General features: G+C 61.7%; 18 protein-coding genes. 8 read left to right on the top strand and 10 right to left on the bottom strand.

From position 1 onward, the window contains the following. Nucleotides 1-27: 27 nt before the first annotated feature. From J2X76_RS26005 to J2X76_RS25995, 3 genes are all read right to left on the bottom strand, one after another. On the bottom strand, nt 28-687 hold the full coding sequence (locus J2X76_RS26005) for a calcium-binding protein (RefSeq protein ID WP_113128105.1): 660 nt from the start codon (nt 685-687) through the stop codon (nt 28-30). A 271-nt stretch (nt 688-958) separates the two neighbouring features. Further along, a complete protein-coding gene (locus J2X76_RS26000) occupies nt 959-2359 on the bottom strand; it encodes an HlyD family type I secretion periplasmic adaptor subunit (protein ID WP_310220433.1) in 1401 nt (466 codons plus the stop codon). Further along, the gene (locus J2X76_RS25995) at nt 2356-4116 is read right to left on the bottom strand and encodes a type I secretion system permease/ATPase (RefSeq protein WP_310220432.1); all 1761 of its coding nucleotides are present in this window, start codon (nt 4114-4116) and stop codon (nt 2356-2358) included. Before J2X76_RS25995 ends, J2X76_RS26000 begins: the two co-directional genes overlap by 4 nt. A gap of 256 nt (nt 4117-4372) precedes the next feature. Between J2X76_RS25995 and J2X76_RS25990 the strand changes: the two genes are divergently transcribed. From J2X76_RS25990 to J2X76_RS25960, 7 genes are all read left to right on the top strand, one after another. After that, entirely contained in the window at nt 4373-4882 is a 510-nt protein-coding gene (locus J2X76_RS25990; protein WP_405030094.1) for a MarR family transcriptional regulator, read from the top strand. Nucleotides 4883-4926: 44 nt separating this feature from the next. Continuing rightward, nucleotides 4927-6174: a glycosyltransferase family 4 protein gene (locus J2X76_RS25985; protein WP_310220430.1), complete on the top strand. Its 1248-nt coding sequence runs from the start codon at nt 4927-4929 to the stop codon at nt 6172-6174. A gap of 183 nt (nt 6175-6357) precedes the next feature. After that, on the top strand, nt 6358-7839 hold the full coding sequence (locus J2X76_RS25980; RefSeq protein WP_310220429.1) for a DUF6212 domain-containing protein: 1482 nt from the start codon (nt 6358-6360) through the stop codon (nt 7837-7839). After that, nucleotides 7829-10507 carry a glycosyltransferase gene (locus J2X76_RS25975; protein ID WP_310220427.1) on the top strand — a complete coding sequence of 893 codons (2679 nt, stop codon included), beginning with the start codon at nt 7829-7831 and terminating at the stop codon, nt 10505-10507. Before J2X76_RS25980 ends, J2X76_RS25975 begins: the two co-directional genes overlap by 11 nt. Nucleotides 10508-10546: 39 nt before the next feature. Then, nucleotides 10547-11725, top strand: a complete 1179-nt coding sequence (locus J2X76_RS25970; RefSeq protein ID WP_310220426.1) for a polysaccharide pyruvyl transferase family protein — start codon at nt 10547-10549, stop codon at nt 11723-11725. Nucleotides 11726-11762: 37 nt separating this feature from the next. After that, a complete protein-coding gene (locus tag J2X76_RS25965) occupies nt 11763-12935 on the top strand; it encodes a polysaccharide pyruvyl transferase family protein (protein ID WP_113128097.1) in 1173 nt (390 codons plus the stop codon). Between the two features lie 4 nt (nt 12936-12939). After that, a complete protein-coding gene (locus J2X76_RS25960; RefSeq protein WP_310220589.1) occupies nt 12940-14058 on the top strand; it encodes a glycoside hydrolase in 1119 nt (372 codons plus the stop codon). Nucleotides 14059-14068: 10 nt separating this feature from the next. Here the strand turns inward: J2X76_RS25960 and J2X76_RS25955 are convergent, their stop codons facing one another. Both J2X76_RS25955 and J2X76_RS25950 read right to left on the bottom strand, forming a co-directional pair. After that, nucleotides 14069-14827 carry a GGDEF domain-containing protein gene (locus tag J2X76_RS25955; protein ID WP_310220424.1) on the bottom strand — a complete coding sequence of 253 codons (759 nt, stop codon included), beginning with the start codon at nt 14825-14827 and terminating at the stop codon, nt 14069-14071. A gap of 124 nt (nt 14828-14951) precedes the next feature. Next, complete coding sequence (locus J2X76_RS25950) at nt 14952-15842, bottom strand: LysR substrate-binding domain-containing protein (RefSeq protein ID WP_310220422.1); 891 nt, start codon at nt 15840-15842, stop codon at nt 14952-14954. Between the two features lie 106 nt (nt 15843-15948). On the opposite strand from J2X76_RS25950, the gene J2X76_RS25945 reads away from it, so the two are divergent. After that, nucleotides 15949-16818: an NmrA/HSCARG family protein gene (locus J2X76_RS25945; RefSeq protein ID WP_310220420.1), complete on the top strand. Its 870-nt coding sequence runs from the start codon at nt 15949-15951 to the stop codon at nt 16816-16818. Nucleotides 16819-16927: 109 nt separating this feature from the next. Here J2X76_RS25945 and J2X76_RS25940 read toward each other — a convergent pair whose 3' ends face one another. From J2X76_RS25940 to J2X76_RS25920, 5 genes are read right to left on the bottom strand one after another with little or no spacing between them, the layout of a single operon-like run. Further along, the gene (locus tag J2X76_RS25940; RefSeq protein ID WP_113128092.1) at nt 16928-18229 is read right to left on the bottom strand and encodes an LLM class flavin-dependent oxidoreductase; all 1302 of its coding nucleotides are present in this window, start codon (nt 18227-18229) and stop codon (nt 16928-16930) included. After that, complete coding sequence (locus J2X76_RS25935) at nt 18226-19617, bottom strand: MmgE/PrpD family protein (RefSeq protein WP_310220418.1); 1392 nt, start codon at nt 19615-19617, stop codon at nt 18226-18228. The genes J2X76_RS25940 and J2X76_RS25935 overlap by 4 nt, the downstream gene beginning before the upstream one ends. Further along, the gene (locus tag J2X76_RS25930) at nt 19614-20417 is read right to left on the bottom strand and encodes an amino acid ABC transporter ATP-binding protein (protein ID WP_310220416.1); all 804 of its coding nucleotides are present in this window, start codon (nt 20415-20417) and stop codon (nt 19614-19616) included. The genes J2X76_RS25935 and J2X76_RS25930 overlap by 4 nt, the downstream gene beginning before the upstream one ends. Before the next feature lie 22 nt (nt 20418-20439). Continuing rightward, nucleotides 20440-21219, bottom strand: a complete 780-nt coding sequence (locus J2X76_RS25925) for an amino acid ABC transporter permease (protein WP_310220414.1) — start codon at nt 21217-21219, stop codon at nt 20440-20442. Continuing rightward, complete coding sequence (locus tag J2X76_RS25920) at nt 21219-21965, bottom strand: amino acid ABC transporter permease (protein WP_113127483.1); 747 nt, start codon at nt 21963-21965, stop codon at nt 21219-21221. Before J2X76_RS25920 ends, J2X76_RS25925 begins: the two co-directional genes overlap by 1 nt. Nucleotides 21966-21981 lie beyond the last annotated feature (16 nt).

Genomic DNA, 21981 nt, shown 5'->3' with positions numbered 1-21981 from the left:
AGGAGGCAGGGCGCGCAGAAGTCATGCTCAGTGAACGGTAAAGTAGTTCTCGGGATTGGCATGAATGTCGTTTGCGTCGACATTGACCAATGTGAGCGTGTCGCCATGGCCGAGATCCACGACGACGTTGCTGCCGACCTGGGTAACACGCGAGGCCAGGTCTTCGGGCGAAGACACGTCGAGGCCATTGATACCCTTCGAGATCTGCAGCAGATCTTCGCCGGCGTTGAAGTCGAGAATGACGTCATTCCCGCCGCCGCCGTCGAAGACGAAGACGTCATGGCCGGCGCCGCCGACCAGGAGGTCGTTGCCTGCACCGCCATCGATGATGTCGGCACCATCGCCGCCATACAGGATGTCGGCGCCCTTGCCGCCGGACAGGAGGTCGCTTCCCTGTCCGCCGAGCAGGGTGTCGCTGCCCTTGCCGCCGTACAGGAGGTCATCGCCCCAGCCGCCGACGAGGTTGTCATTACCGTCTTCACCGTTCAGCAAGTCGCTGCCCTCGCCGCCGAACAGGGAATCATTTCCCTTTCCGCCGAACAGCAGGTCGTCACCGTCACCACCGAACACGATGTCGTGCCCGTTGCCGCCGCTCACGAAATCATCGCCCCCATGGGCGCGAATGAAGTCGTTAAAGCGGGAGCCGAACAGGGCATCGTCGTATGCTCCGCCTTCCAATGTGGCCATCTGCCTCTCCTCTTCGGATCTGTATTCATGCGTCTCGGCGCAGGGTGCGACGATTTCGCGCCTGAAATGTGCACCGCAAAAAAAAGAAGCGCAAGCATGTCTTGAAGCTAAAATGCCATGTTTTGAGAAATATATTTCCCAAATTGAATATTATTGGCACATTGTTTCGATAATTTGCGGGATTATAAAGTAATTTTTCCGTACTTTACTTTGAAATAACTTCAAAATTTGAAACAATTTCTGTGGTGCAGCATTGCGTTCATCTGGAGATCTAGTCTTCCCTGAAGGCGCGATTGAAGCTCTCGAGAACGGGAGAAGTGATGTAGTCGATCGCACGGCGTGACTCGTGGATGATCAGCACCTCGGCAGGCATGCCGGGATAGAGGCGGACATCGGGGTTCGCCTTGAGGGATGCCGGATCGAGTTTGGCGCGCGCCACGAAAAACGCGCTGTTTGATTTTTCATCGACCGACTGGTCGGCGGCGACATAGGTGATCGTGCCTTCCATAGGCAGGCGCGAACGCTGATTATAGGCCGTCAACCGGACCTGCGTGTGCGAGCCCGCGGCGATGCTGTCGATGTCGCGGGGATTGACGCGCATCTCGACCAGTAGCGGCTCGTTTTCCGGTATGATTTCGAGCAACGGCTGACCGGGGGTCACCGCGCTGCCGGGAGTGCGCAGCAGGATGTTACTGATGATGCCATCCTGCGGAGAGCGAATCTCGAGGCGCCGCAACACGTCTTTCGCAGCGGTGATCTGCTCTTCGACATCCGCGAGATCGACGCGTGCCGTGGTGATTTCGCCGGCGATCGTCGATTGAAAGTCGCTTTCGATCCCGGTCAGCGCAAGCTGGGCGCCTGCTGCGGCCTTTTCGGACTGGGCCCTGTTGCCGACGAGCTCGCCTCTTTCCCTCGCAAGCTCGCTGAGCTTGGAATCGATCTCGATGATCTGCGTGCGCGGCACGGCGCCTTTTTTGACCAGCGTTTCCATGGCCGCCCGGTGCTCTTTGATGAGGTTGATTTGCTGATCGGTCGCCTGGATCTGGATGTCGAGCGAGGCTGCGTGTTCGAGGTGCTCCTCGATCGTCTTTTTCTGGACCCCGATGCGTCCGACCTTGGTCTCGCGCCGCTTTTCGAAAAATATCGTCTCCGCCCTGACGGCGTCGTCGACGGTAGCGTCCTGGGCTTCGCCGAAATCGCGCGGAAAGCTGATTTGCGGCACTTCGGTCTGTTCGGCCTTCAAGCGGGCGAGTTTCGCGATGAGGCCGATGCGCCGGATCTGGAGCGACTGCAGGCTGGAACGCGCCCGCGTATCCTCCAATTCGATCAGGGGTTGCCCGGCGGCAACCTTGTCCCCCTCCTGAACCAGCAGCCGGCTCATCACGCCGCCTTCGAAATGGCTGATGGTCTTCCGTTTCGAATCGACGATGACCGTCCCGTTGGCGACCGTCGCGCTGCTCAGCTCGACCGAAAATGCCCACGCGAAAAATCCACCGAAAGACACAAGGATGGTGGCGAGCCCCGCCAGAACGAGAGGGCGGAGCGGCGAACGGCTGTCGAAATGATCGAACTCGAGGTCCGACGAGCCAGCCTCCGGCGACGCCGGCTGATATCGCTGGAGGCGACGTTCGGAGAGATCCGGGCGGACGGCAAGAGAGTTCGTCTCGGTCATATCGCAGCTACCTCCCGGTGTATTTCTGCCGGCGTCGCGGTTGTAACCACCGCCGTTCGCGGTCCGAACTGTGTGACGCGCCCGTTCTCGAGCACGAGCAGCTTGTCGGCGACCTGCATGATGGCCGGTCTGTGAGCGATGATGATGACGATGGCGCCGTCCTCGCGCGCACGCTGGATTGCACGGATAAGGGCCCGCTCCCCGATCGCGTCAAGGTTTGCGTTCGGCTCGTCGAGCACGATGAGGCGAGGCTGGTTGTAGAGGCAGCGTGCCAACGCTATGCGCTGCCGCTGTCCTCCGGAAAGGGTCAGATGTCCGTCGCCGACGGGCGTGTCATAGCCGAGCGGCAGACGGCCGATCATTTCGTGTATGTCGGCCAGCCGTGCGGCCTCCAGCACCTTGTAGGGATCGCTGTCCGCCATTCGCCCGATATTTTCCCGAATGGTGCCTTCCAGAAGCGAGACGGATTGCGGAAGGTATCCGACCACCTGCCCAAACGAGCTGCGCTCCCAGAGATAGGTATTGTTGCCGTCGAGGAAGACGCCGCCGGACGTGGGGCGCAGGATCCCGACCAGCAGGCGCGCGAGGGTCGATTTGCCCGCAGCGGAGGGGCCGATCACGCCCAGGACCTCACCTGGGGAGAGGGAGAAGGAAATACCCTTGATGATGGGTACGTCCAGTCCCGGGGCTGCATAAATGAGCTTGTCCACCACGATATCGCCCGACGAATGCGGCGTCGGCATCGTCTGACGGATCGCGACGTCCGCCGTGAGCAGGGTCTCGATGCGACGCCAGCTGGCGATCGCCAGCACCCACTGCCGCCAATTGTCGATAAGCGAATCGAAGGGAATGAGGAGGCGCCCAATCAGGATGCTCGACGCCATCATTGCGCCGGGCGTGATTTCCTGCTGCAGCACCAGATACGCTCCGGCCGCCAGGGTGGCGATCTGGATGGAATAGCGCAGGCTGCGGGTGATGGACGACATCGCCTTGTTCCTGCGGCCGCTCGTTTCGAAGGCGCTGAGGGCTTGCAGTTGCAGCGCCCGCCAGCGGATCGCCAGAGCGGGCAGCATGCCCATCGCCTCGATGGCCTCGGCATGTCGCAGCGAAGCGCCGATCTTGGATATGGCCTCGACATTCGTCTGATTCGCCTCCTTGGTCAGCTGGCGCGTCAGCATGTCCGTAATCAGTCCGCCGCAAAGGAGGAGAGCCGCGGAGACGGCTCCGATAATGCCGAAAAGCGGATGCAGAAGGAAAAGAGCGCCGAGGAAAATCGGTGACCACGCCGCATCGAGCGGTGCAGTGACTGCTGACGAGGTCAGGAAGCTTCGCAATTCCGAGATATCCCGGAGCGACTGGGTCGCACGCGACAGGCCCTGATCGACAGACGCCTGAACGGCGGCGGCGAGGACAGGCATGTTCAGCCGCCGCACGAGCGCGCCCCCGATGGCCTGGAACGAGAGAGCACGGATGAACTCCAGGACACCGAGCACCACAAGGGCGCCGACGGCCAGGATGGTGAGCATGGTGAGCGTGTCCATGCTCTGACTGTTCAGCACCCTGTCATGAACCTGAAGCATGAACAAAGGCATCGTCAACTGCAGGAGATTCAGGCATACGCTGAGTGCTGCAGCGTAAAGCAAACCCGACAGAAATACACGCTTAGCTTGCGTTATCAGCAACCCTGGGATGTTGGTATTTTTCCCTCTCTGCATTTGCCCCTTGCTTCTTGTCTCATTTTGAACAGTATCGCGCATGGCAATTTGCCTCGAGTTAACGTTAGATCAATCAGTCGGAGGAGGTGTTTGGTTGTAGCTAAGCCGAAGGATAGTATTGCTGCTGCCAATCTGGCACATAACAGAGGGCTTGTGCAAGCTCATGGGGATAGAGGGGAATGGGCGCATTTGAATATTACTTCAAAATTTGAAGTATTTTCCTGAAACGGAGAGTGGGATGAAAGAAGAAGTTGTGCTTAATTTGCCCGTAGATTTGAACGGCGAACTGACGGTTCAGATGGGCCAGGCAGCACAGACAGACCCCAGGCATCCTCAGGATGCCGAATTTGGGGACCTCCAGCAGGTTACATATTTCGAGCTCGCTCGCCTCATGGAGCGGGCAAGCCGGCGGTTCTCGGGCCTGATCCGCGCCGAGCTCACCAAGCTTCGGGTAGACGATATCGGTCCCGCACAGGCAATGATCCTGCTGGCAATCGGCGATTCGGAGCTTTCGGTCGCCGAACTTCTGGATCGTGGCCATTATGTCGGCTCCAACGTTTCTTACTATCTGAAGCAACTGGCCGACGGTGACTATATTGATCGCGTTGCCTCCCAGCGCGACAAGCGGTCGGCGCGAATCAAATTGACAGAGAAGGGGCGGCAGCTCAGGGCAAATCTCCGCGACGCGGCGATGACCTATGAGCGTGCAGTGAAACGCGGCGACCAGGATCAGCGGATGCTCGAGACGGTCTTCCAGACACTGCATCAGCTCGAACTGGCTTGGGGCAGTTCACGGTACGGCGTCTGAGCGGTGAGTGATATCGCGCTCCCGGCAATGGCGGACTAGAGGCGATGCACGTGGCGTTTGTCCATCGACGGGGTTTCGGGCAGTTCGCTGCCCTGGCCGCCCAGCTCGCACAGGCGGGCAACGAGGTCAGCCTCGTCACCGAGACCATAGACCAGAAAATCGCTTCCGTTCGTGTCGTTCGACATCGGGCGGAAGCAGGTCCGCGCGCAGATCCGCAGATGGCTCGGCATATGGCCACTCCCGATCATCATGCGCGAATCGGCCATCGCGTCGCGGAAACATTCGATGCGATGGCGCGGCAGGGGCTGGTGCCCGACATTGTCGTCGGCCATATCGGTTGGGGCAGCATGATGTTCCTCAAGGACGTGCTGCCGCGCGTGCCAGCCCTGGGGTATTGCGAGTTCTTCTACCGGGCCGAAGGCGCGGATATCGGGTTCTCTCCCGATGACCAACCCGATCTGGATACTCGCAAGAGGCTGAGGTTGCGCAACATCGCGCAACTCCTGTCTCTTGACGCGATCGAGGCCGGCATCAGTCCCACTCATTGGCAGAGGAGCCTCTACCCCGCCGACGCCCGGGCGCGCATTTCGGTGTGCCACGAGGGGATCGATACCGCGCTGTTTCGACCCGACCCAACAGCGTCGGCCACGCTTCCGGACGGGCGTGTGCTCAATGCCGGTGGTCCTCCCATCGTGACCTTCGTGGCCCGCGACCTTGAGCCGTATCGCGGATTTCCGCAGGTTTTGGCGGCGGCGGCCAAAGTCGTGCGCCAGCGCCCCGACGCGCTGTTCGTTTTCGTGGGAGGCGACGGCATCAGCTATGGTGTGCCGCCGCCCGGTGGCGGGGGCTGGAAGGACCATCTCCTCAAATCGCTGGATATACCGCGGGAGAATGTCCTTTTTCCCGGCGCGGTGCCGCATTCGGTTTTGAGGCAGCTTTTTCAGATCTCGGCTGCGCATCTCTACCTGACCTATCCGTTCGTTTTGTCCTGGTCGGTGCTGGAGGCGATGGCATGCGGTGCCCTGGTTATCGGATCCGATACCGCGCCCGTGCAGGAGGTGATTCGCTCCGGGCGGAACGGCCTTCTGGTGCCGTTCTTCGACACGGATGCGCTTGCGGAGGCCATTCTCGGCGCACTGAAGAACCCGGAAAGCCACTTTGGGATGCGTCTTGCGGCGCGCCGGACGGTCGAGAGGCGCTTCAAGCTGGCGGACAGTCTGGATCGCCAACAAAATCTTCTTGAGAAATTGATGGGAAAATCGCTTCGCCGAAATGCAAATTTGACCGCCTGATTTATTACTTCAATTATTGAAGTATATGCGAAACATATTTATTCGAAAACGGTAATTTTTATTATTGTGCGCTGCAATGTTAATTGTTAGGCTCGTTGTAAATGGTGCCGGGCGGTTCGAGTAAATATTTGAATATCCGGAGTCTTTGTTCCTTATCGCGTGATAATTCTTCAGGGGCTGTGCGTGCAAGAGTTGACGTCTTCCGGCATTGGGAAACGACTTGTGACGAGAAAGCTGATCGCGGCATCGGACCGCGAACGGTCCTGCTTCGAGGGGAGCGATCTGGAGCATCTGGTCATTTTCCTCGACGCAAACGGTCCTCCTCCGGCGACATTGCAGAATGCTTTTCCGTTGGTCGCCGTCGCCTTTTCCGACGAGGGCGAGGCGGACCTGCAGGAGCGTCTGGCGCTGCTTGGGCCCCTAGGGACGGTTCCCAGTGTTCCCCTGCAACGGCTTGATCCCGCCAATACGTCTGACAGTTTCCCGCTGTTGCGGGCTCTGACCGAGGGTGGCGTTGGCCGGCTTGCCCGTTACAGCGCTTCGATCACTTCGGAGCTCGCGATCCTGCGCCGGGAGCGGGAAACCCTGTTGGAAAACTACCGGGCGCTCGAGGATGCGTTCCAGGCCCGAAATTGGGAGCCGGTTTCGGAAATCTTCTCTCACGATCCCTACGCCGATCCGAAGGACGAAGGCATCGGACAGCTGCTGACCGCCGCCTTTGTCGAACAGCTGCTGCCGGTATCCAGCCTCGGAGTGGCGGGTTTCGCTCTTCATCTGCACGCGGTGCCCCGGGCGAGCGGAGAGCTTGTCGTGGCATTGAGCTATCTCGAGAGCGGCGAAGGCGTCGCCGAGTGGACCGTGCCCTATGCGCAGCTCGTAGCGGGCTGGAATTTCTTCTCGTTGCCCCGAGCCTGCGGAGGGGCCGCGCGGACGCTTCGCCTGAGGATTTCCGCGACCGGACCGGAAACCGTCGGTCTCTCGCTCGGATATCCGATTGCGGGCGAACGCTATTCGGCACGCTCGGAACTTCAGCATCCCGATCTCGACCTGCGTCCGCTGGCGTTCAAGGTGTTTACCGGACTGCCCGGGGTCAAGCCCAGCAGAACGCCCAACATGATTGCGCCGAGCAACCTGCTCGAAGGCCAGTACACCATCGACTACCGCCTGGCGGTCAGCACGTTGAGCCAGATCGCCGACGTTTCGGTCACGCCCATCGTTCCGGAATTCCAGACGGTGCGCTTCCTGGAGCATGAGCACGCCGTTGTCTGCCATCCGTTGCCGAGTGGCATCTCGGCGGGCGCGGTCAGCCGCGCCGTCGAACCCGGGACGATTTCCTTTTCCGCGAGTGCTTTCATCGATCATCCGCAAGGCCAGCCCGCAGCGGTCAGCTTCCTGCTCGCCCCGGCGAACTCGAATGCGCGCTCCGAGGTGGCCGAGGTTGCCCGGAAAGGGGCGGCCAGACCGTCTGCATTCTTCAGCGGATGGCGCGAAGTCAGTTCCAGCGAGGTCGTCAACATCAACATCCAGCTGGACGAGCCGGTACGCGGGCCGATGGATCTGATGATCCTCAGCCGCGCGGTCACGGATTCTGTCGATTTCTCCTGGCTCAAGGTGTCGGGCTTCCGGATGGTCAAGCAGTTCACGGAGGCTGGCGATGTCCGGTAATCGGGAACCGACGGATTTGATTGCCGTGGCCATGCCCCTCTACGGACATGCGGCCCTGGCTCTCGAGGCGATCGAGTCGGTCCTTGCCTCGAATCTCGGCAACTGCCGGACCGTCATCGTCGTTTCGGTCGATGGCGATCCGCGGCACGAGACGTTCGATCAGCTGTTGCTCTACGCCGCGGTTCATCCATCCGTCCATATCGTGTTCGGCAAGAACGCCGGTCCCGGCGGCGCGCGCAATCGCGCCATCGATTTCGTCCTCGAGCACTTCCCCGAAACGAAGGCCGTCTATTTCCTCGATGCCGACAATCGCGTGCTTCCCGGCACCATCGAGACGCTTTACCGGCAACTCCTCGCCAGTGGCTGCGGATGGGTCTACACGAATATCGACACATTCTCGGTCAGCTGGCGCGCTCACTACGGCAACCGCTATTCGCGGTTGGTCCACTGCATCACCGACAACATCTGCGACACGGGATCGATGATCTCGATCGATGTTTTTCGGGAAGGCGTCCGCTTCAACGACGACAGGCAGAACGGCTTCGAGGACTGGGAATTCTGGCTCTCCTGCATCGAGCATGGTTTCGTGGGCAAGCCCTGCCATGACACCGTCTTCGAATACCGGCTCCGGGCGGAAAGCCGCTTCAAGGAGGCCAACCGGGACCGCGCCACCGCGGTGAGCTTCCTGCGCAAGCGCCACATGCCGTTGTTCCAGCGCCCGATGCTGGTGGATTTCGAGCACGAGGACTGCCCGCGTTATCTGTTCGCGCGGACGGAAGATACCGCGATCTCCTTCTTCACCGATCCCACAAAGCCGCCGACCATGCTTCGCCTCGACGACATAGTCCCGGCGTTCTGGGGCAATATCGGCGAGCCGGACAACGAACATTTTCCGCCTTTCATGGTCGCCGGAAGCGGCGCGGCGCTCGACCTTCTGCGGCGCTCCCGCATGCTGCCGAACGTGCTTGCCCATCTTGAACGGCTGAGCGAGACCAGCAATGTGGTCTTCGTTCAACTCGCCAATGACGCCGCCCAGCGCAAGATCGAGCCGGTGGTTCATGGGCCGGGCGCACAGAAAATCGGCCCCGCCGATCTCGTTTTCCTTTCCACAAGGCTCGTCCAGGACGTCGTCCAGAACAATGCCGTCGAATGGTTCTCATCGATCGCAAGCCAGCAGGTTTGGCCGACATCGGCCGTTCTGAAGGTGCGCTTCCCTTTCCCGAGAAGCCTTCCGCGCCGCTCCCTCATCACGCCTCAGCAAGTCATGATCAATTGCATCAATGCAATTGCGTCGAGTTCGCTGCGCGAGACGGCGGGCAGGCGGTGGACCTGGCGTCCGGCGCGGCTCGTTCCCTATACCGATCTCCACAAGGCGTTGCGCAAGCAAGTCGGAGGATCGCCGGTCCTGCCGCTCGGGCATAACGAGGGCAAGCGCACCGTGGCGCTGCTCGTGCCGAACGCATCGTTCGGCGGGGCAGAAAAGGTCGTTTATGCGGCGGCCCGGGAATTGAAGGCGGTGGGTTACGAAACGCATCTTTTCGTGCTCGGCACATCGCGGATGGATGTGATCGACGAATTCGATTCCAGCTTCGACTACATCCACTTCTGGGATGCGGGAATCCCGGCCTGGGGAGGGTCGGGTTCCTTCCTCGGACAGGACTTTATCGCCGAGGAACATTCGGTCGACTGGGAGGCACTGAAGGGGCAGCTTTCCGGTTTCGACCTCGTCATCAACAACCACGTGATGGCGGTCCATCCTCTCATCGCGCGATTGCGCTCCGAAGGCACGCGCACCGCCTGCTACCTGCACGTCGTGGACAATACGACCTTCAAGAGGCCTGCGGGACAGCCTTTCGCGGCGATTGCCCACGAACATTGCTACGATGCCTTCCTGACCTGTTCCGAACAGCTCAAGATCTATCTGCACAGCTACGGCGTTCCGCACGAGAAAATCTTCGCCGTTGCGAACGGCGCAAGCTTCTCGGTGCCGCCCAAGGCTCTGGCGGAGGTTTTGACCGTGAGGCGGATCGAGCGGAGGGACGACCGTTTGCGGCTTCTTTATATGGGCCGGTTCGATCAGCAGAAGGGTATCGACCGGCTGGCTGCGGTGCTCGCGGAATTGCGGGCTTCCAACGTCCCATTCGAGGCACGGGCCATCGGAGGGGAAATCCTCGCGGATTCCAGGGTCTCGTGGAGCGATCGGCTGAAGGACCTCGGCGTCGACGTGCGGCCGCCGGTCTTTGCGAGCAAGGATCTTATCAAGGCGCTGGGCTGGGCCGATGTCCTTCTCATGCCGTCGCGGTGGGAGGGTGCCCCCCTGATGATCGCCGAGGCGCAGCAGCTCGGCTGCGTGCCCATCGCGACTGCGGTTGGCGCGGTGGACGAACTGATTTGCGACGGCGAGGACGGCATCCTCATCAACGCAGCCTCCGATCCTCAGATGGTGAAGGAGATGGCACGGATCATTGAAGAGGTTTCGCGCAATCGCGAGAGGCTCGCGCCGCTCATGGAGGGCTGCATCAGGACCGCCGCACACCGGTCATGGACTTCCTCGTTCTCGGATTTCATCTCGTGGAGCGATCGGTCCGTGAAAAATTCGTCATTGTCCCGCGCCGCGGTCTTTCGCGAGCAGGCGGCGACAAATCCCGTGGTCGCGGCAGCTGGCTGATTGCCGGGCCGCTTCTCTGAAACAGAAAGGTCTATTCGAATGCGTCCGCGAATTCTCGTGACGGGTATTCCTGGTCACTACACGCGCCTTGCGAACGGAGCCAACGGCCTGTCCGTCTCCTATGCGGAACGGCAGAAGCAGCCGGAAACGAAAGAGGAGTTCCTGCAGGAGCTGAGAAACATCAGCAATACCGGGAACTACCTGATCGGCGAGGGGGCCCTGCGGGCGCTCGCGCCGCATGCCAAGCAGGTGCCGTTCTGGCATCTCTACAATCTGAGCAAGAACGGCAGCGGGTTCGACGAATTCAACGCCAATTTCGACATCTGCGTGTTCACCTGTGCGAACCTTCTGCGCAAGGGGCTTTCCGCGGACGCCGAGGCGGATGTGCTGAGCCGGCTCAACATGCCGATCGTCATGCTGGGCATAGGCCTGCAGAACCGCAAGGACCTCGAGAACAATCTTCCCGAGGGAACCAAGCGGCTTCTGGCCGTGCTGAAGGAGCGAGAGCACTATTTCCTGACGCGCGGCTACGAGTCCGCCGGCTTCCTGAAGGATCAGGGCTTCTCCTTTGTGCGTCCGACCGGTTGCCCTTCCGTCTATTTCATGCCGGACAACATGCGCCGCTCGATGAGGAAGTTGTCGAGCGTCAAGGTCGGCAAGGCGAAGACGATCTTTTCGGGCTATCTCGGCGGCAATCAGGATGCGATCCTCGATGCGAATTCGCTCGCCCCGCCGGACACGGTGCCGCAATACGTGGTGCAGGACGAGTTCCTCCACTTCGATATGAAGGTGGAGCCCAACGACGAGGGACGCGTCTACGATTCCGCTTCGGGTCTGATGATCGGCGAGCTCGCCTATCCAGGTACGGAGCGGGAGAAACAGCGGTTCGAAGTCCGCACCTTCTTCGACAACAACCAGTGGCGGGGCTGGGCCTCGTCCATGGACTTCAATTTCGGCCGCCGTTTCCACGGCTCGATCATCGCCATGCAGGCGGCGGTGCCGAGCCTGATGGTCGCCGTGGACGACCGCATGCGCGAGATGCTGGGTTTTACCGGCCTGCCGGCCGTCGACACCACGGAGGTCGAAAAGGCGGAGAACCGCGCCGAGTTCGTGGCCGACCATCTGGCACAGCTCAACACGAGTGAACTTGTCGATCGGTATTCCGATCGCGAGCGCGCCTTCCGCACCACGCTTCGCGAAATCGGCATCGGCCTATAGGGCTTAAGGCCATCACTTTTCGGTTCAGGGGACAGTTATGCGTATCTTGCTCACGGGCATTCCATCCTATCTGCAGCGGACGATTGCGGACGTCTCGGGCACGAGCGTCGTCCATCGGCCTTATTTCGACCAGACCAGGACGAAGAAGGCCATGATCTCGCAGGTCAAGAAGATCGCCAACACCGGCAACTATCTGATCGGCGAAGGGGCGGCCGAGAGCCTGCGCGGTCACGACGTCACCTATCTGCCGTTCTGGCATTTCGCCAATAATCGCGACTCGAACGAGCTTTACGAGCAGGTGAACAGCGAGTTCGACCTGTGCGTCTTCGCCTCCGCCAACCTGCTGCGCCCCGGCTATTCCGCGGATCTCGAAGCGGAAGTCTTCGCGAAACTGAAGATGCCGGTTGTGGTGATGGGCATCGGCATCCAGCGCAAGGAAGGCCTTAAGGATCAGCTGCCGGCCGGCACGCTCAAGTTCCTGGAGGTGTTGAGGAACAAGGAAAGTTACTTCCTCACGCGCGGCTATTTCACCGCCGAGTTCCTCAGGGAGCAGGGAATGAAGTTCGTCAAGCCGACGGGCTGCCCCTCGCTCTATTTCTCGCCGAACGACATGAAACGTTCGCTTTCGGCGCTTGCCAATCCGGGCCTGGCGGAAGCCCAGAAGATCGCCTTCGGCGGCTATCTCGGCAGCGTTGCGGATACGATCGTCGATGTCCATGCGCTGCTCAAGCCCGACAGCGTGGCAAGCTACGTCATTCAGGACGAAGTGGTCGCCTACAGCCTCTCCCTGACCGGCGACGATAACGACATCGTCTATGACCCGGCGAGCGGACGCATCACCGGAGGCACGGAGTATAAACATTCGGAGAAATGGCAGCGGAAGCACGAACTGCTGGTCTATTTCGATACGAACCAGTGGCGCGGGGCGATGTCGGCGCGCGATCTCTGCTTCGGCCGCCGCTTCCATGGCTGCATCATCGGCATGCAGGCCGGCACGCCCGCGCTGATGATCGCGGTCGACGACCGCATGCGGGAGATGCTGGAATTCATCGGCTTCCCCTATATCGAGGCAGCCACCTGGAACAGGGAAGCGGACAAGCGCGGCTACCTTGCCAACTTCCTCGGCAAGATAGACACCCAGGCGGTGATCGACCGTTATTCCGCTTGCGAGGCGAATTTCCGCAATGCGCTGGGGCAGATCGGACTTTGAGCGGATGAAGGCCGTGGCGCGAGCGCGCGTGACCCTTGCCTGCGTGCTGGCGGTGTTCTGGGCTTTTGCCCACGCGCTGCCGGCAGCGGCCGATGCGCTTGCCGATCGCATCGGCATCAACCGCGTGAACCTCGCCTGGCTTTCCCGTTCCGATCAGGAGCGGGTGCTGAATGAAATCGCGGCAAGCGGCATCACCCATGTCCGGCTTTCGTTGTCGAGGCCCGTGGACAAAAGTATCGAAGCTCTTGAGATGGCGGACCGGCTCGGGCTGAAGATCCTTCTCGAGATCCAGCTCGGCAATCCGGACTACTACTCCTCGGCGACGCGCCCTCGCACCGGTTTCGGCCGCATCTGGGATGTTCAGCGGCTTTCGGATCTGGACCTCGATCTCTATCGCGGGCAGTTGCGCTCGGCGCTTCGCCGCATTGACGGAATGGGCATCCGCATCGATGCCGTCGAGCCGGGAAACGAAATCAATTACAGCGCTTACAACGGCGACTTGATGGTCTATGAGAAGCCCGGCCGGCGGACGCCGCGCCAGGTTTCGCAGGTCGCCAACCTCCCTGCCTTCGAGCGCGGCGTCGATACCTATGTCGGCGCCCTCCGGGTCACCCGGGAGGAACTGCGTGCGACGGTGCACAGCCGCGATGCGCTTGTGATTTCAGCCGGACTTTCCGATGTCGGCACCGGCGAGGCCGACCGCCGCGGTATGGAACGGCTCGAACCCCGGGAGTTCATTTCGCTCCTGCGGGAGCGGGGTGTCGATACGCTGGTCGACGGTTACGGCATCCATGTCTATCCGGGGCGCAAGGGTGACGCGGCGCTTGCACGTTATGTAACGACGCTTCTCGACTTTTGCGGTTCCGAAGGGGAAGGCAAGCCGTGCTGGGTGACCGAATGGGGCATTGCCAACCCGTCGCCTTCCTGCCCGGTCGACGATCGCGAGCGCGAGGTGGCTGTCCGTGCCGTGCGGCGCAGCTTCGACGCGCTAATGAAGGAGGGAAGGTTGAAAGCCGCTTTCTACTACGACTGGGATACCCAACCGGTCTACAGTGTCTGGCGTTGTGGCTCCTTAAGTCCGGCCGGCATCGCGGCCACAAAAGCGGAAGACGGCAGGCCCTGAAGCCTTCCGTTCACGAGAACCGCTCGCGGAACAGGGGTGAGCCGGCTTCCTCCTCAGCGGCGGCGGCGAGGCTGGCGGCCTCGCGGAGCGCCTGAAAGTCAGGTTCGTCCCCGACCCTGGTGCCGCCAAGCTGCACCGTGACCAAGATCTGACGCTCCGGACCGGCCGTGAACGTGGCCTCCCTTACCCGCGTAAGGATACGCTCGCAGACGTTGCTGGCATCTTCCGCTGTCGTGCTGGGCAGAAATATGCCGAGTTCGTCGGAAGCAAGGCGTGCGACTAGATCGCCGTAGCGCACCGAGGAGTACACGATCCGAACAATGGATTGAAGCAGGGTGTCGGCCCATTGCAGACCGTAGCGGCGGCGGATCTCGTCGAAATTGCCGACCTTGAGGATGAGCATGACGCCATCCGAGATTTCCGTGCTGCTCATGCGCCTGCGGTCAATCGCATGCTCGATCGAGTCCGCGAATTCTTTGGCGCGCATCGTACCCATGACGGAATCGTGACGGAGCGCCTGCTGAAGGTCTTTCTGGGTCTCACGAAGCACGTCATCGCGTGCATAAAGCGCCAGTTGAAGTCGAAATATGACAGCCGCCGCTATCAACACCACCGCGGACACATCTAACCAGAACGGACGTTCGGGAAGAAGGAGCGCCAATATCCCAACGACCACAATTGCCGCGGCCGCAAAGGCAAGGGCGCGGAGCAGTGCTGTCTTGATATGCGGTACGACTACCGTTGGGCGAAAACGAAACTGCGGGTTCATCGGTTGACGACGCTTTTGTTGTGAGTTTTATCCTAACAGATTCGGCGAAATAGCCAGTGAATAAATATTACAGTATTTTAGCGATGGGTGGCAAGAATCTGATTACCAGTCAGCCTTGGCATTGTCATCGGCCAACGTAGCCGGCAAGCTCTTCCGGCGTTCCAAGAGGGAAGGCTTGCTTGAGATAATCGAGGAATGCCGACACACGGGCGCTCAGCAGCCGACGGGAGGGGTAAAGCGCCCATAACGCGATCTCGGGTGCGTCAAACTCCCCCCACAGGACGAGTGAGCCGTCGGCCAAGTCGTGGCTGACCAGCGAGATCGGAAGACAACCTACGCCTGCGCCGGCGCGCACCGCATCACGCACCGCAAACAGCGAAGACAATGCGAGCACCGGCTCTGCCTTCATGGTCACGATGCCATCGGGCGTCTTCACATTCCACAGCGACTGATCGGCCCTGCCGCGCACAACGGCACGAGTAGCGATGTCCGGGCGCGGACGAAAAACGTCGGGGCGAGCGACAACGACAAGCCGGTCGCGGAGGAACGCCCGCCCGACCAGATTTTCGTCCGGGTCCGGATTGACCCGGATGACCAGATCGTAACCTTCCTCGATCATGTCGACGGCCCGATCCTCCGTCGTGATCTCCAGCCTCACATCCGGATAGGTGAGTGCAAAGCCGGCGGCGATCTTCCCCATCGCCGTCTGGGAAAAGAGCAAGGGCGCGCTGATCCGCAATCGTCCCCTGGGTCGGTGGCCGCCCGAGGCAATCGCAACGGCTGTCTCATCCAGTTCGGCAAGCAGAACCGCTGTCCGTTCGAACAAGGCACGTCCTTCCTCCGTGAGCTTCACGTTCCGGGCGCCCCGTTCGAAGAGGCGCAATTCCAGACTGCGTTCCAGCTCCGCGACCCGCCGCGAAAGGGTTGCCTTGGGCCTTCCGGTCGCTCGCGCAGCTTTACCGAAGCCACCATGACGCGCAACCAGGGTAAAATCGGCAAGTGCAAGAAGGTCCACGAGTGTTTCACCTATGGGACGGTGTGTCTAAATTCAGCGTCTATCGGATCATTATTGGTCCATCCATATTCGGGGTGTCAAGCAAATCCAACTCGGAGACAATATCATGACTATCCTCGTTACTGGCGCTACCGGCCGTGTCGGCAGCCATGTCGTCAACCAGCTCGTCCGGCGCGGCGCGAAGGTGCGCGTGCTCACTCGCGATCCTGCGAAAGCTCAATTTCCGGCCGGCGTTGAAGTCGCGCAGGGCGAACTGCTCGACATCGACGCGCTGCGCAAGGCGTTCGACGGCGTCAGCACCCTGTTCCTGCTCAACGCCGTCACCGGCGACGAATTCTCCCAGGCGATCATCACCTTGAATGTTGCCCGCGAAGCAGGCGTCGAGCGGGTGGTCTATCTCTCGGTTATCCACGCCGATCGCTTCGTCAACGTGCCGCATTTCGCGGTGAAGTCGGGTGCAGAGCGAATGCTCGAGCAGATGGGCTTCAGCGCCACGATCCTGCGACCGACCTATTTCATCGACAATGAGGTGATGATCAAGGACGTCATACTCAACCATGGCGTCTATCCGATGCCGATCGGCGGCAAGGGGATTGCGATGGTCGACGCGCGCGATATCGCCGAGGTTGCGGCAATCGAGCTGATCCGTCGCGAACAGGCTCCGGGCAAGCTGCCGATCGAAATCATCAACCTGGTCGGCCCGGACACGTTGACCGGTTCCGATGTCGCGGCAATCTGGTCCGAGGTTCTTGGGCGTCCGGTGGTTTATGGCGGTGATGATCCGACCGGCTTCGAACAGAACATGGCGACCTTCATGCCGAAGTGGATGGCCTACGAGATGCGCCTGATGGCGGAGCGTTATGTCAGCGACGGCATGATCCCGGAAGCCGGCGACGCCGAGCGTCTCTCCGCGCTGCTGGGCCGTCCGCTGCACTCCTACCGCGACTTCGCATCCAAGATCGCCGCCTCCGCCTGATGGCAGGGGCCTCATCGAAACCGACGTGGTCAGGAACCAGACGAGCAGCCGCTGAAACATCTCAGCGGCTGCTCGTGTTCGGAACGCCGACCGCTCTCGGGCGGCACGATCAGGCGGGAAGGTTTGGCCGGTCCAGCCCGAGATGATCGCGCAGCGTCGAGCCCCGATACTCCGTGCGATAGAGGCCGCGCTCCTGGAGGATCGGGACGACCAGTTCCGTGAAATCCTTGAGGCCTTCCGGGAAGAAGGGCGGCATGATGTTGAAGCCGTCGGCGGCGTAGCCTTCGAACCATTGCTGCATGCGATCGGCGATTTCGGCCGGTGTGCCAAGCACGATGTGGTGGCCGCGGCCGGCGGCGACGCGGAGCGCAAGCTGGCGGATCGTGAGGTTTTCCCGCCGTGCGAGCGCGGTCAGGAGTTCGGCGCGGCTGCGCAGCTGGTCGGAAATCGGCATGTCAGGAAGCGGGCCGTCGGGGTCGAACTCGGCGAGACTGTGCCCGATACGCTCCTCGAGCAGCGGCATCGCGCTCTTCAGGTCCGTCCACTGGTCTAGTTCGGCGAGCTTTTCTGCTGCCTCTGCGGAGGTTCGGCCGACCACAGGCAGGAAGCCCGGCATCACGGCGACGTGGTGCGCCTGACGCCCGGCCCGCACCACGCGCTCCTTCAGGCTTTTGTAGAAGGCCTGTGCCTCCTCGATGCTCTGCTGCGCGGTGAAGACGACGTCGGCCGTGCGGGCCGCCAGGTCCTGGCCCGGGCCGGACGAGCCGGCCTGAATGAGGATCGGGTGCCCCTGCGGCGCGCGGGGAATGTTGAGGGGCCCCTTCACCGAGAAATATTTGCCCTTGTGATCGAGGATATGGAGCCCGGCCGGATCGGCATAGACCCCGCTCTCCTTGTTCTTGATGAAGGCATCGTCGTCCCAGCTGTCCCAGAGCCCGCGAACGACATCGACAAATTCTTCCGCCACCGCATAGCGCTCGTCATGCGACGGGTGCGACGTCGTGAAATTGCTGGCGGTGCGCGCATAGGATGTCGTGACGATGTTCCAGGCGGCGCGACCGTGGCTGAGGTGGTCGATCGAGGAGAAGGCGCGGGCGGTGTGATAGGGTTCGCCGTAGGTCGTGGAGGATGTGGCGGCAAGGCCGATCTTCTCGGTGACGAGCGCCAGGGCGGCGAGCAGCGTCAGCGGCTCGAAGCGGGCGATTGTGGAGGGGTGGGCATCCGCGCTGCTGGTCAGCCCGTCGGCGAGGAACACCATGTCGAACTTGGCAGCTTCGGCCATCTGCGACACGCGCCGCAGCAGGTCGAAGTTCTCGCTGCCGGCTTCTGCTCGCGGGTGCCGCCAGCCGGACACGTGGTGGCCGGCGCCCTGGAGGAACAGGCCGAGATGGATCTCTCTCTTGATGGTCATGGCATGTCTTTCGTAGATGGAGAGGTCAGGCCGTCCTGGTTGAGCATGGCGAGCAGCTGGCGGAGGTCGGCGCTGCTGGTCATGCTCCGGACGAGCGAAGGAATTTCTGCGAAGGCCGGCTGGCCGGCGGTCGCATCGCGGAACTTGTCCTCGGGGTCGGTCACGCCTGGAAGACCCTGGAAGCGGCGGCGGATCGTGCCGCCCTCCTTCAGATCCACATCGAGGATGACGAACCGCGTGGCCGGGTCGCTCGACATGCGCGGTGCCGTCTCGTCGTGCCGGCGGAAGGCGCGCGTTGCGAGCGTCATCAGGTCAGGCCGAACAGGCCGGTCGTCAAAGTGATCGAGCCGCAGCGCGCCATCGATCAGGGCCGCCGCAAAGACATATTCCGGGCTGAACCGCGCCTCGATGCCGTTGGTGGGCTTGCTGACCACGAGCGCCGCATCGGCGCCGGGCGGATAGGTGAAGGTGATCCGCGCGATCGCATCGGCGGCAAGGCCTTCGCGATTGAGTTCGATGCCGAGCGAAGCGACCGGGTGGCTCGCTGTGCAGCAGGGATAGGCTTTCAGCGTCAGACCCGGCGCCACGATCTGCCAGGACGCACCCCAGGCGTCGGAAAGGGCCGCCAGATTTCCCGAGCCGAAGGCATAGGCTGTGTGGAAACCGACGGGATTGTCGAGGAAGTCCGGCGCACCACCGAAACCCGCGGCTGCGAGCCGGGCTGCCAGCAAGCCGGATCGGGCGGCCATGCCCGCATGGTATGGCTTGGCATCGTGGCCGAACTGCAGGCGAAGGCCGGATGCTTGCGTCGCTGCGAGCCCGAGCGCGACCGCCGTCCTGTCGGCCGGCATCTTGGTCAGATGGGCAATCGCGGATGCGACGCCAACCGGACCGAGCGTCGCCGTCGCATGAAAGCCGTTCTCGTAATGGCTGGCGCCGATCGAGATGCCGAGCCGGGCCATGGCCTCCAGTCCGACAATATAGGAGGCGATCAGCTCCTCGGCCGAGAACTGCCGTTCGGCGGCCAGCGCAAGGAGCGCGGGGATGATCACCGTCGTCGGATGGCCGCGAACGCTTGCATGCACGTCATCGTAGTCGAGCACATGGCCCACATAACCGTTGACGATCGCGGCGGCGAGCGGATCGGTCCGGCGTGCTGTTCCGATCAAGATCGCTTCGCCCGGCTGGTCCGCACCGACGGCCTGCGCGAGCATTTTCGTCGTCGCATCGCCGGCGCCTGCAATCGCGCAGGCGAGAAAATCGACAATCGCCGTCCGTGCAGCCGTCATCGCGGGGCCATTCGTCGTCGGGTCCGATGCCACGATCGCCTCGGCGAAGGCTTGGGTTCGCGGAAAGGTTTGGCTCGCTGAAAAGTCAGCTGTCGTCATGGCATGGGATCCGGTAAGGCGTCGCCGTTGCGTTCAGCACTTCGCCCGCCTGACAGGCCGCCGACGAACTGACGGATTCGCGAATTGTCCGAGCCGCGGAAGATCTGCTCCGGCGTTCCCGATGCGACCACCCGTCCGTTCTCGGTGAAGACCACCGTGTCGCTGATCTCCTCCGCAAAGCGCATTTCATGGGTGACCAGAATGCTGGTCATCCCCTCGCGGATCAGATCGCGGATGACCCACAGGACCTCGCCGACCGTTTCCGGATCGAGCGCGGAGGTGACTTCGTCGAACAGCACGAGTTCGGGTTTCATCGCGAGTGCACGGGCGATCGCTACGCGCTGCTGCTGACCGCCCGAAAGTTCGCCGGGATAGGCCTTCGCCTTGTCCGACAGCCGCACCTTTTCGAGAAGCTCCCGGGCAAATATCTCGGTCGCCCGCCGTTCCACCCCCAGAATGCGCGTCGGAGCCAGCACGATATTGTCGAGCACGGTCAGGTGCGGAAAGAGGTTATATTGCTGGAAGACGATGCCGACACGCTTCCGCAGCGCGATCCGCTCGGTCTCGCGCGTCAGCTGGTCAACCCGTGTACCACCGACCGTGATCTGGCCGCTTTGCGGCTGGACGAGTGCATTGATGCAGCGCAGGATGGTCGACTTCCCGGAGCCGGATGGCCCGATGATCGATACCGCGTCGCCCCTGTTCACCGTGAGGTCGATGCCCTTCAGCACCTGAGTCTGCCCGAAGGACAGATGGACATCCTCCAGCCGGACGAGCGCGGTTTCTGTCGGTTTTGACATCGGTGACGTCCTCTCGCTGCTCTCAAGCTGCATGGAAGCGCCCCTCCATCCGGCGCGTGAGGCGGGAAATCGGGTAGCAAAGGGTGAAAAACGCGGCCATCACGACGAGATAGGCGATGATGGTGAAATCGAGGCGACGCACGGCCGTGCTTGCATCGGTCGCGGCGTGGAGAAGTTCGTGGACGCCCACCAGCGAGGCCAGCGCCGTGCCCATGGTGATCGAAGCGAGCACGTTCATCCAGGGCGGCAGGGAGCGGCGAAGGCATTGCGGCAGGATGATCCAGCGCAGCGCCTGCCCGTGCGAGAATCCGAGCCCCTTGGCCGCTTCCCATTGCGTCGTCGGAATGGAAAGGATTGCGCCGCGGGTGATTTCGGCAATATAGGCGCTGGCGGGAATGGCAAGGCCGATCACCGCCTTCACCCAATCGGGAAATGGCAGATACGTTCCGTAGATCACGATTTCAAAGGGAAAGATGTAGGTCGTGGCGAAAATGAGCACCAGATGCGGCGCGTTGCGGAACAGCTGCACGTAGGCGGCGACCGGATAACGCACCAGCCGGAACGGTGCCAGCGACAGCATGCCGAAAAGCGCACCGACCACCGTCCCGAGCGTCATGGCGGACAGCGCGATGACGACGTTCATCATGAAGCCGGAGGCAAGGTAGGGCACCCACTGCAGAAGCTCGCTGCCGAGCGTGGGGTCGGCGACCGCCGACAGGAGGACGACCAGCGGCAGGGCGACGAAGGCGCCATTGCGCAGGATGCGGCTGGCGGTGCGGGGCTGTTGGATTTGTGCGCGCATCAGAGACCGTATCCAGGTACCGCGAGCCTCCGCTCGACCCAGAGCCCGAGGCGGGCGACAACGAAGTTGATCAGGCTGAAGAAGAGCAGGATGACGATCATCAGCGACACGACATTATCGCGCTGCGTCCACACCATGATGGAGGCGTAGGTGATCTCGCTGACGGCGATCGCGTTGCCGACGGTCGTCAGCTTCACGAGATTGATTAGGTTGTTGACGATGGCCGGCAGCGAAGCGCGAAATGCCAGGGGAACCTCGACATAACGCAGGATCTGCAGCGGGCTGAAGCCGATACCGCGGGCCGCCTCCACGGTGGAGGCCGGCACTGCCTCGATGCCGGCGCGGATCGCCTCGGCATGGAGTGCCGCGATGTGCAGTCCGACGACCGCCACCACCCAGAAGAAAGGTGAAAGCGGGTTGTTCTGAACGCCGCCCACGAGGCTGGACACGAACGTGTTGAGCACGAGGAAGCTGAACATCAACTGCACCAGCGTCGGCGTGTTGCGCGTCACTTCCACGAACGCGCGCACCGGCACCGACAGCCACAGGCGGCCCGAAGTGAGGCAGGCGGCGAAGACGAGGCCGAAGACGAGGCTGACGGGTATCAACAGCACGATGAGAAAGAGCGTGGTGGCAAAGCCATCACGCCAGATCTGGGCTTCGTAGCCGGTCGAGAGAAACTCGTAATTCAGGCCGATCCTGCTCGTCAGGCTGACGAACAGGTCGGTGACATTGAAATCGGGCATGGCGCTCTATCGGTGC

It is taken from the genome of Neorhizobium sp. 2083, from assembly GCF_031455615.1.
In the GTDB taxonomy this organism is placed as follows: Bacteria; Pseudomonadota; Alphaproteobacteria; order Rhizobiales; family Rhizobiaceae; genus Neorhizobium.
The sequence above is the reverse complement of the archived record's forward strand: the minus strand, read 5'-3'. Positions and strand labels throughout refer to the sequence as shown.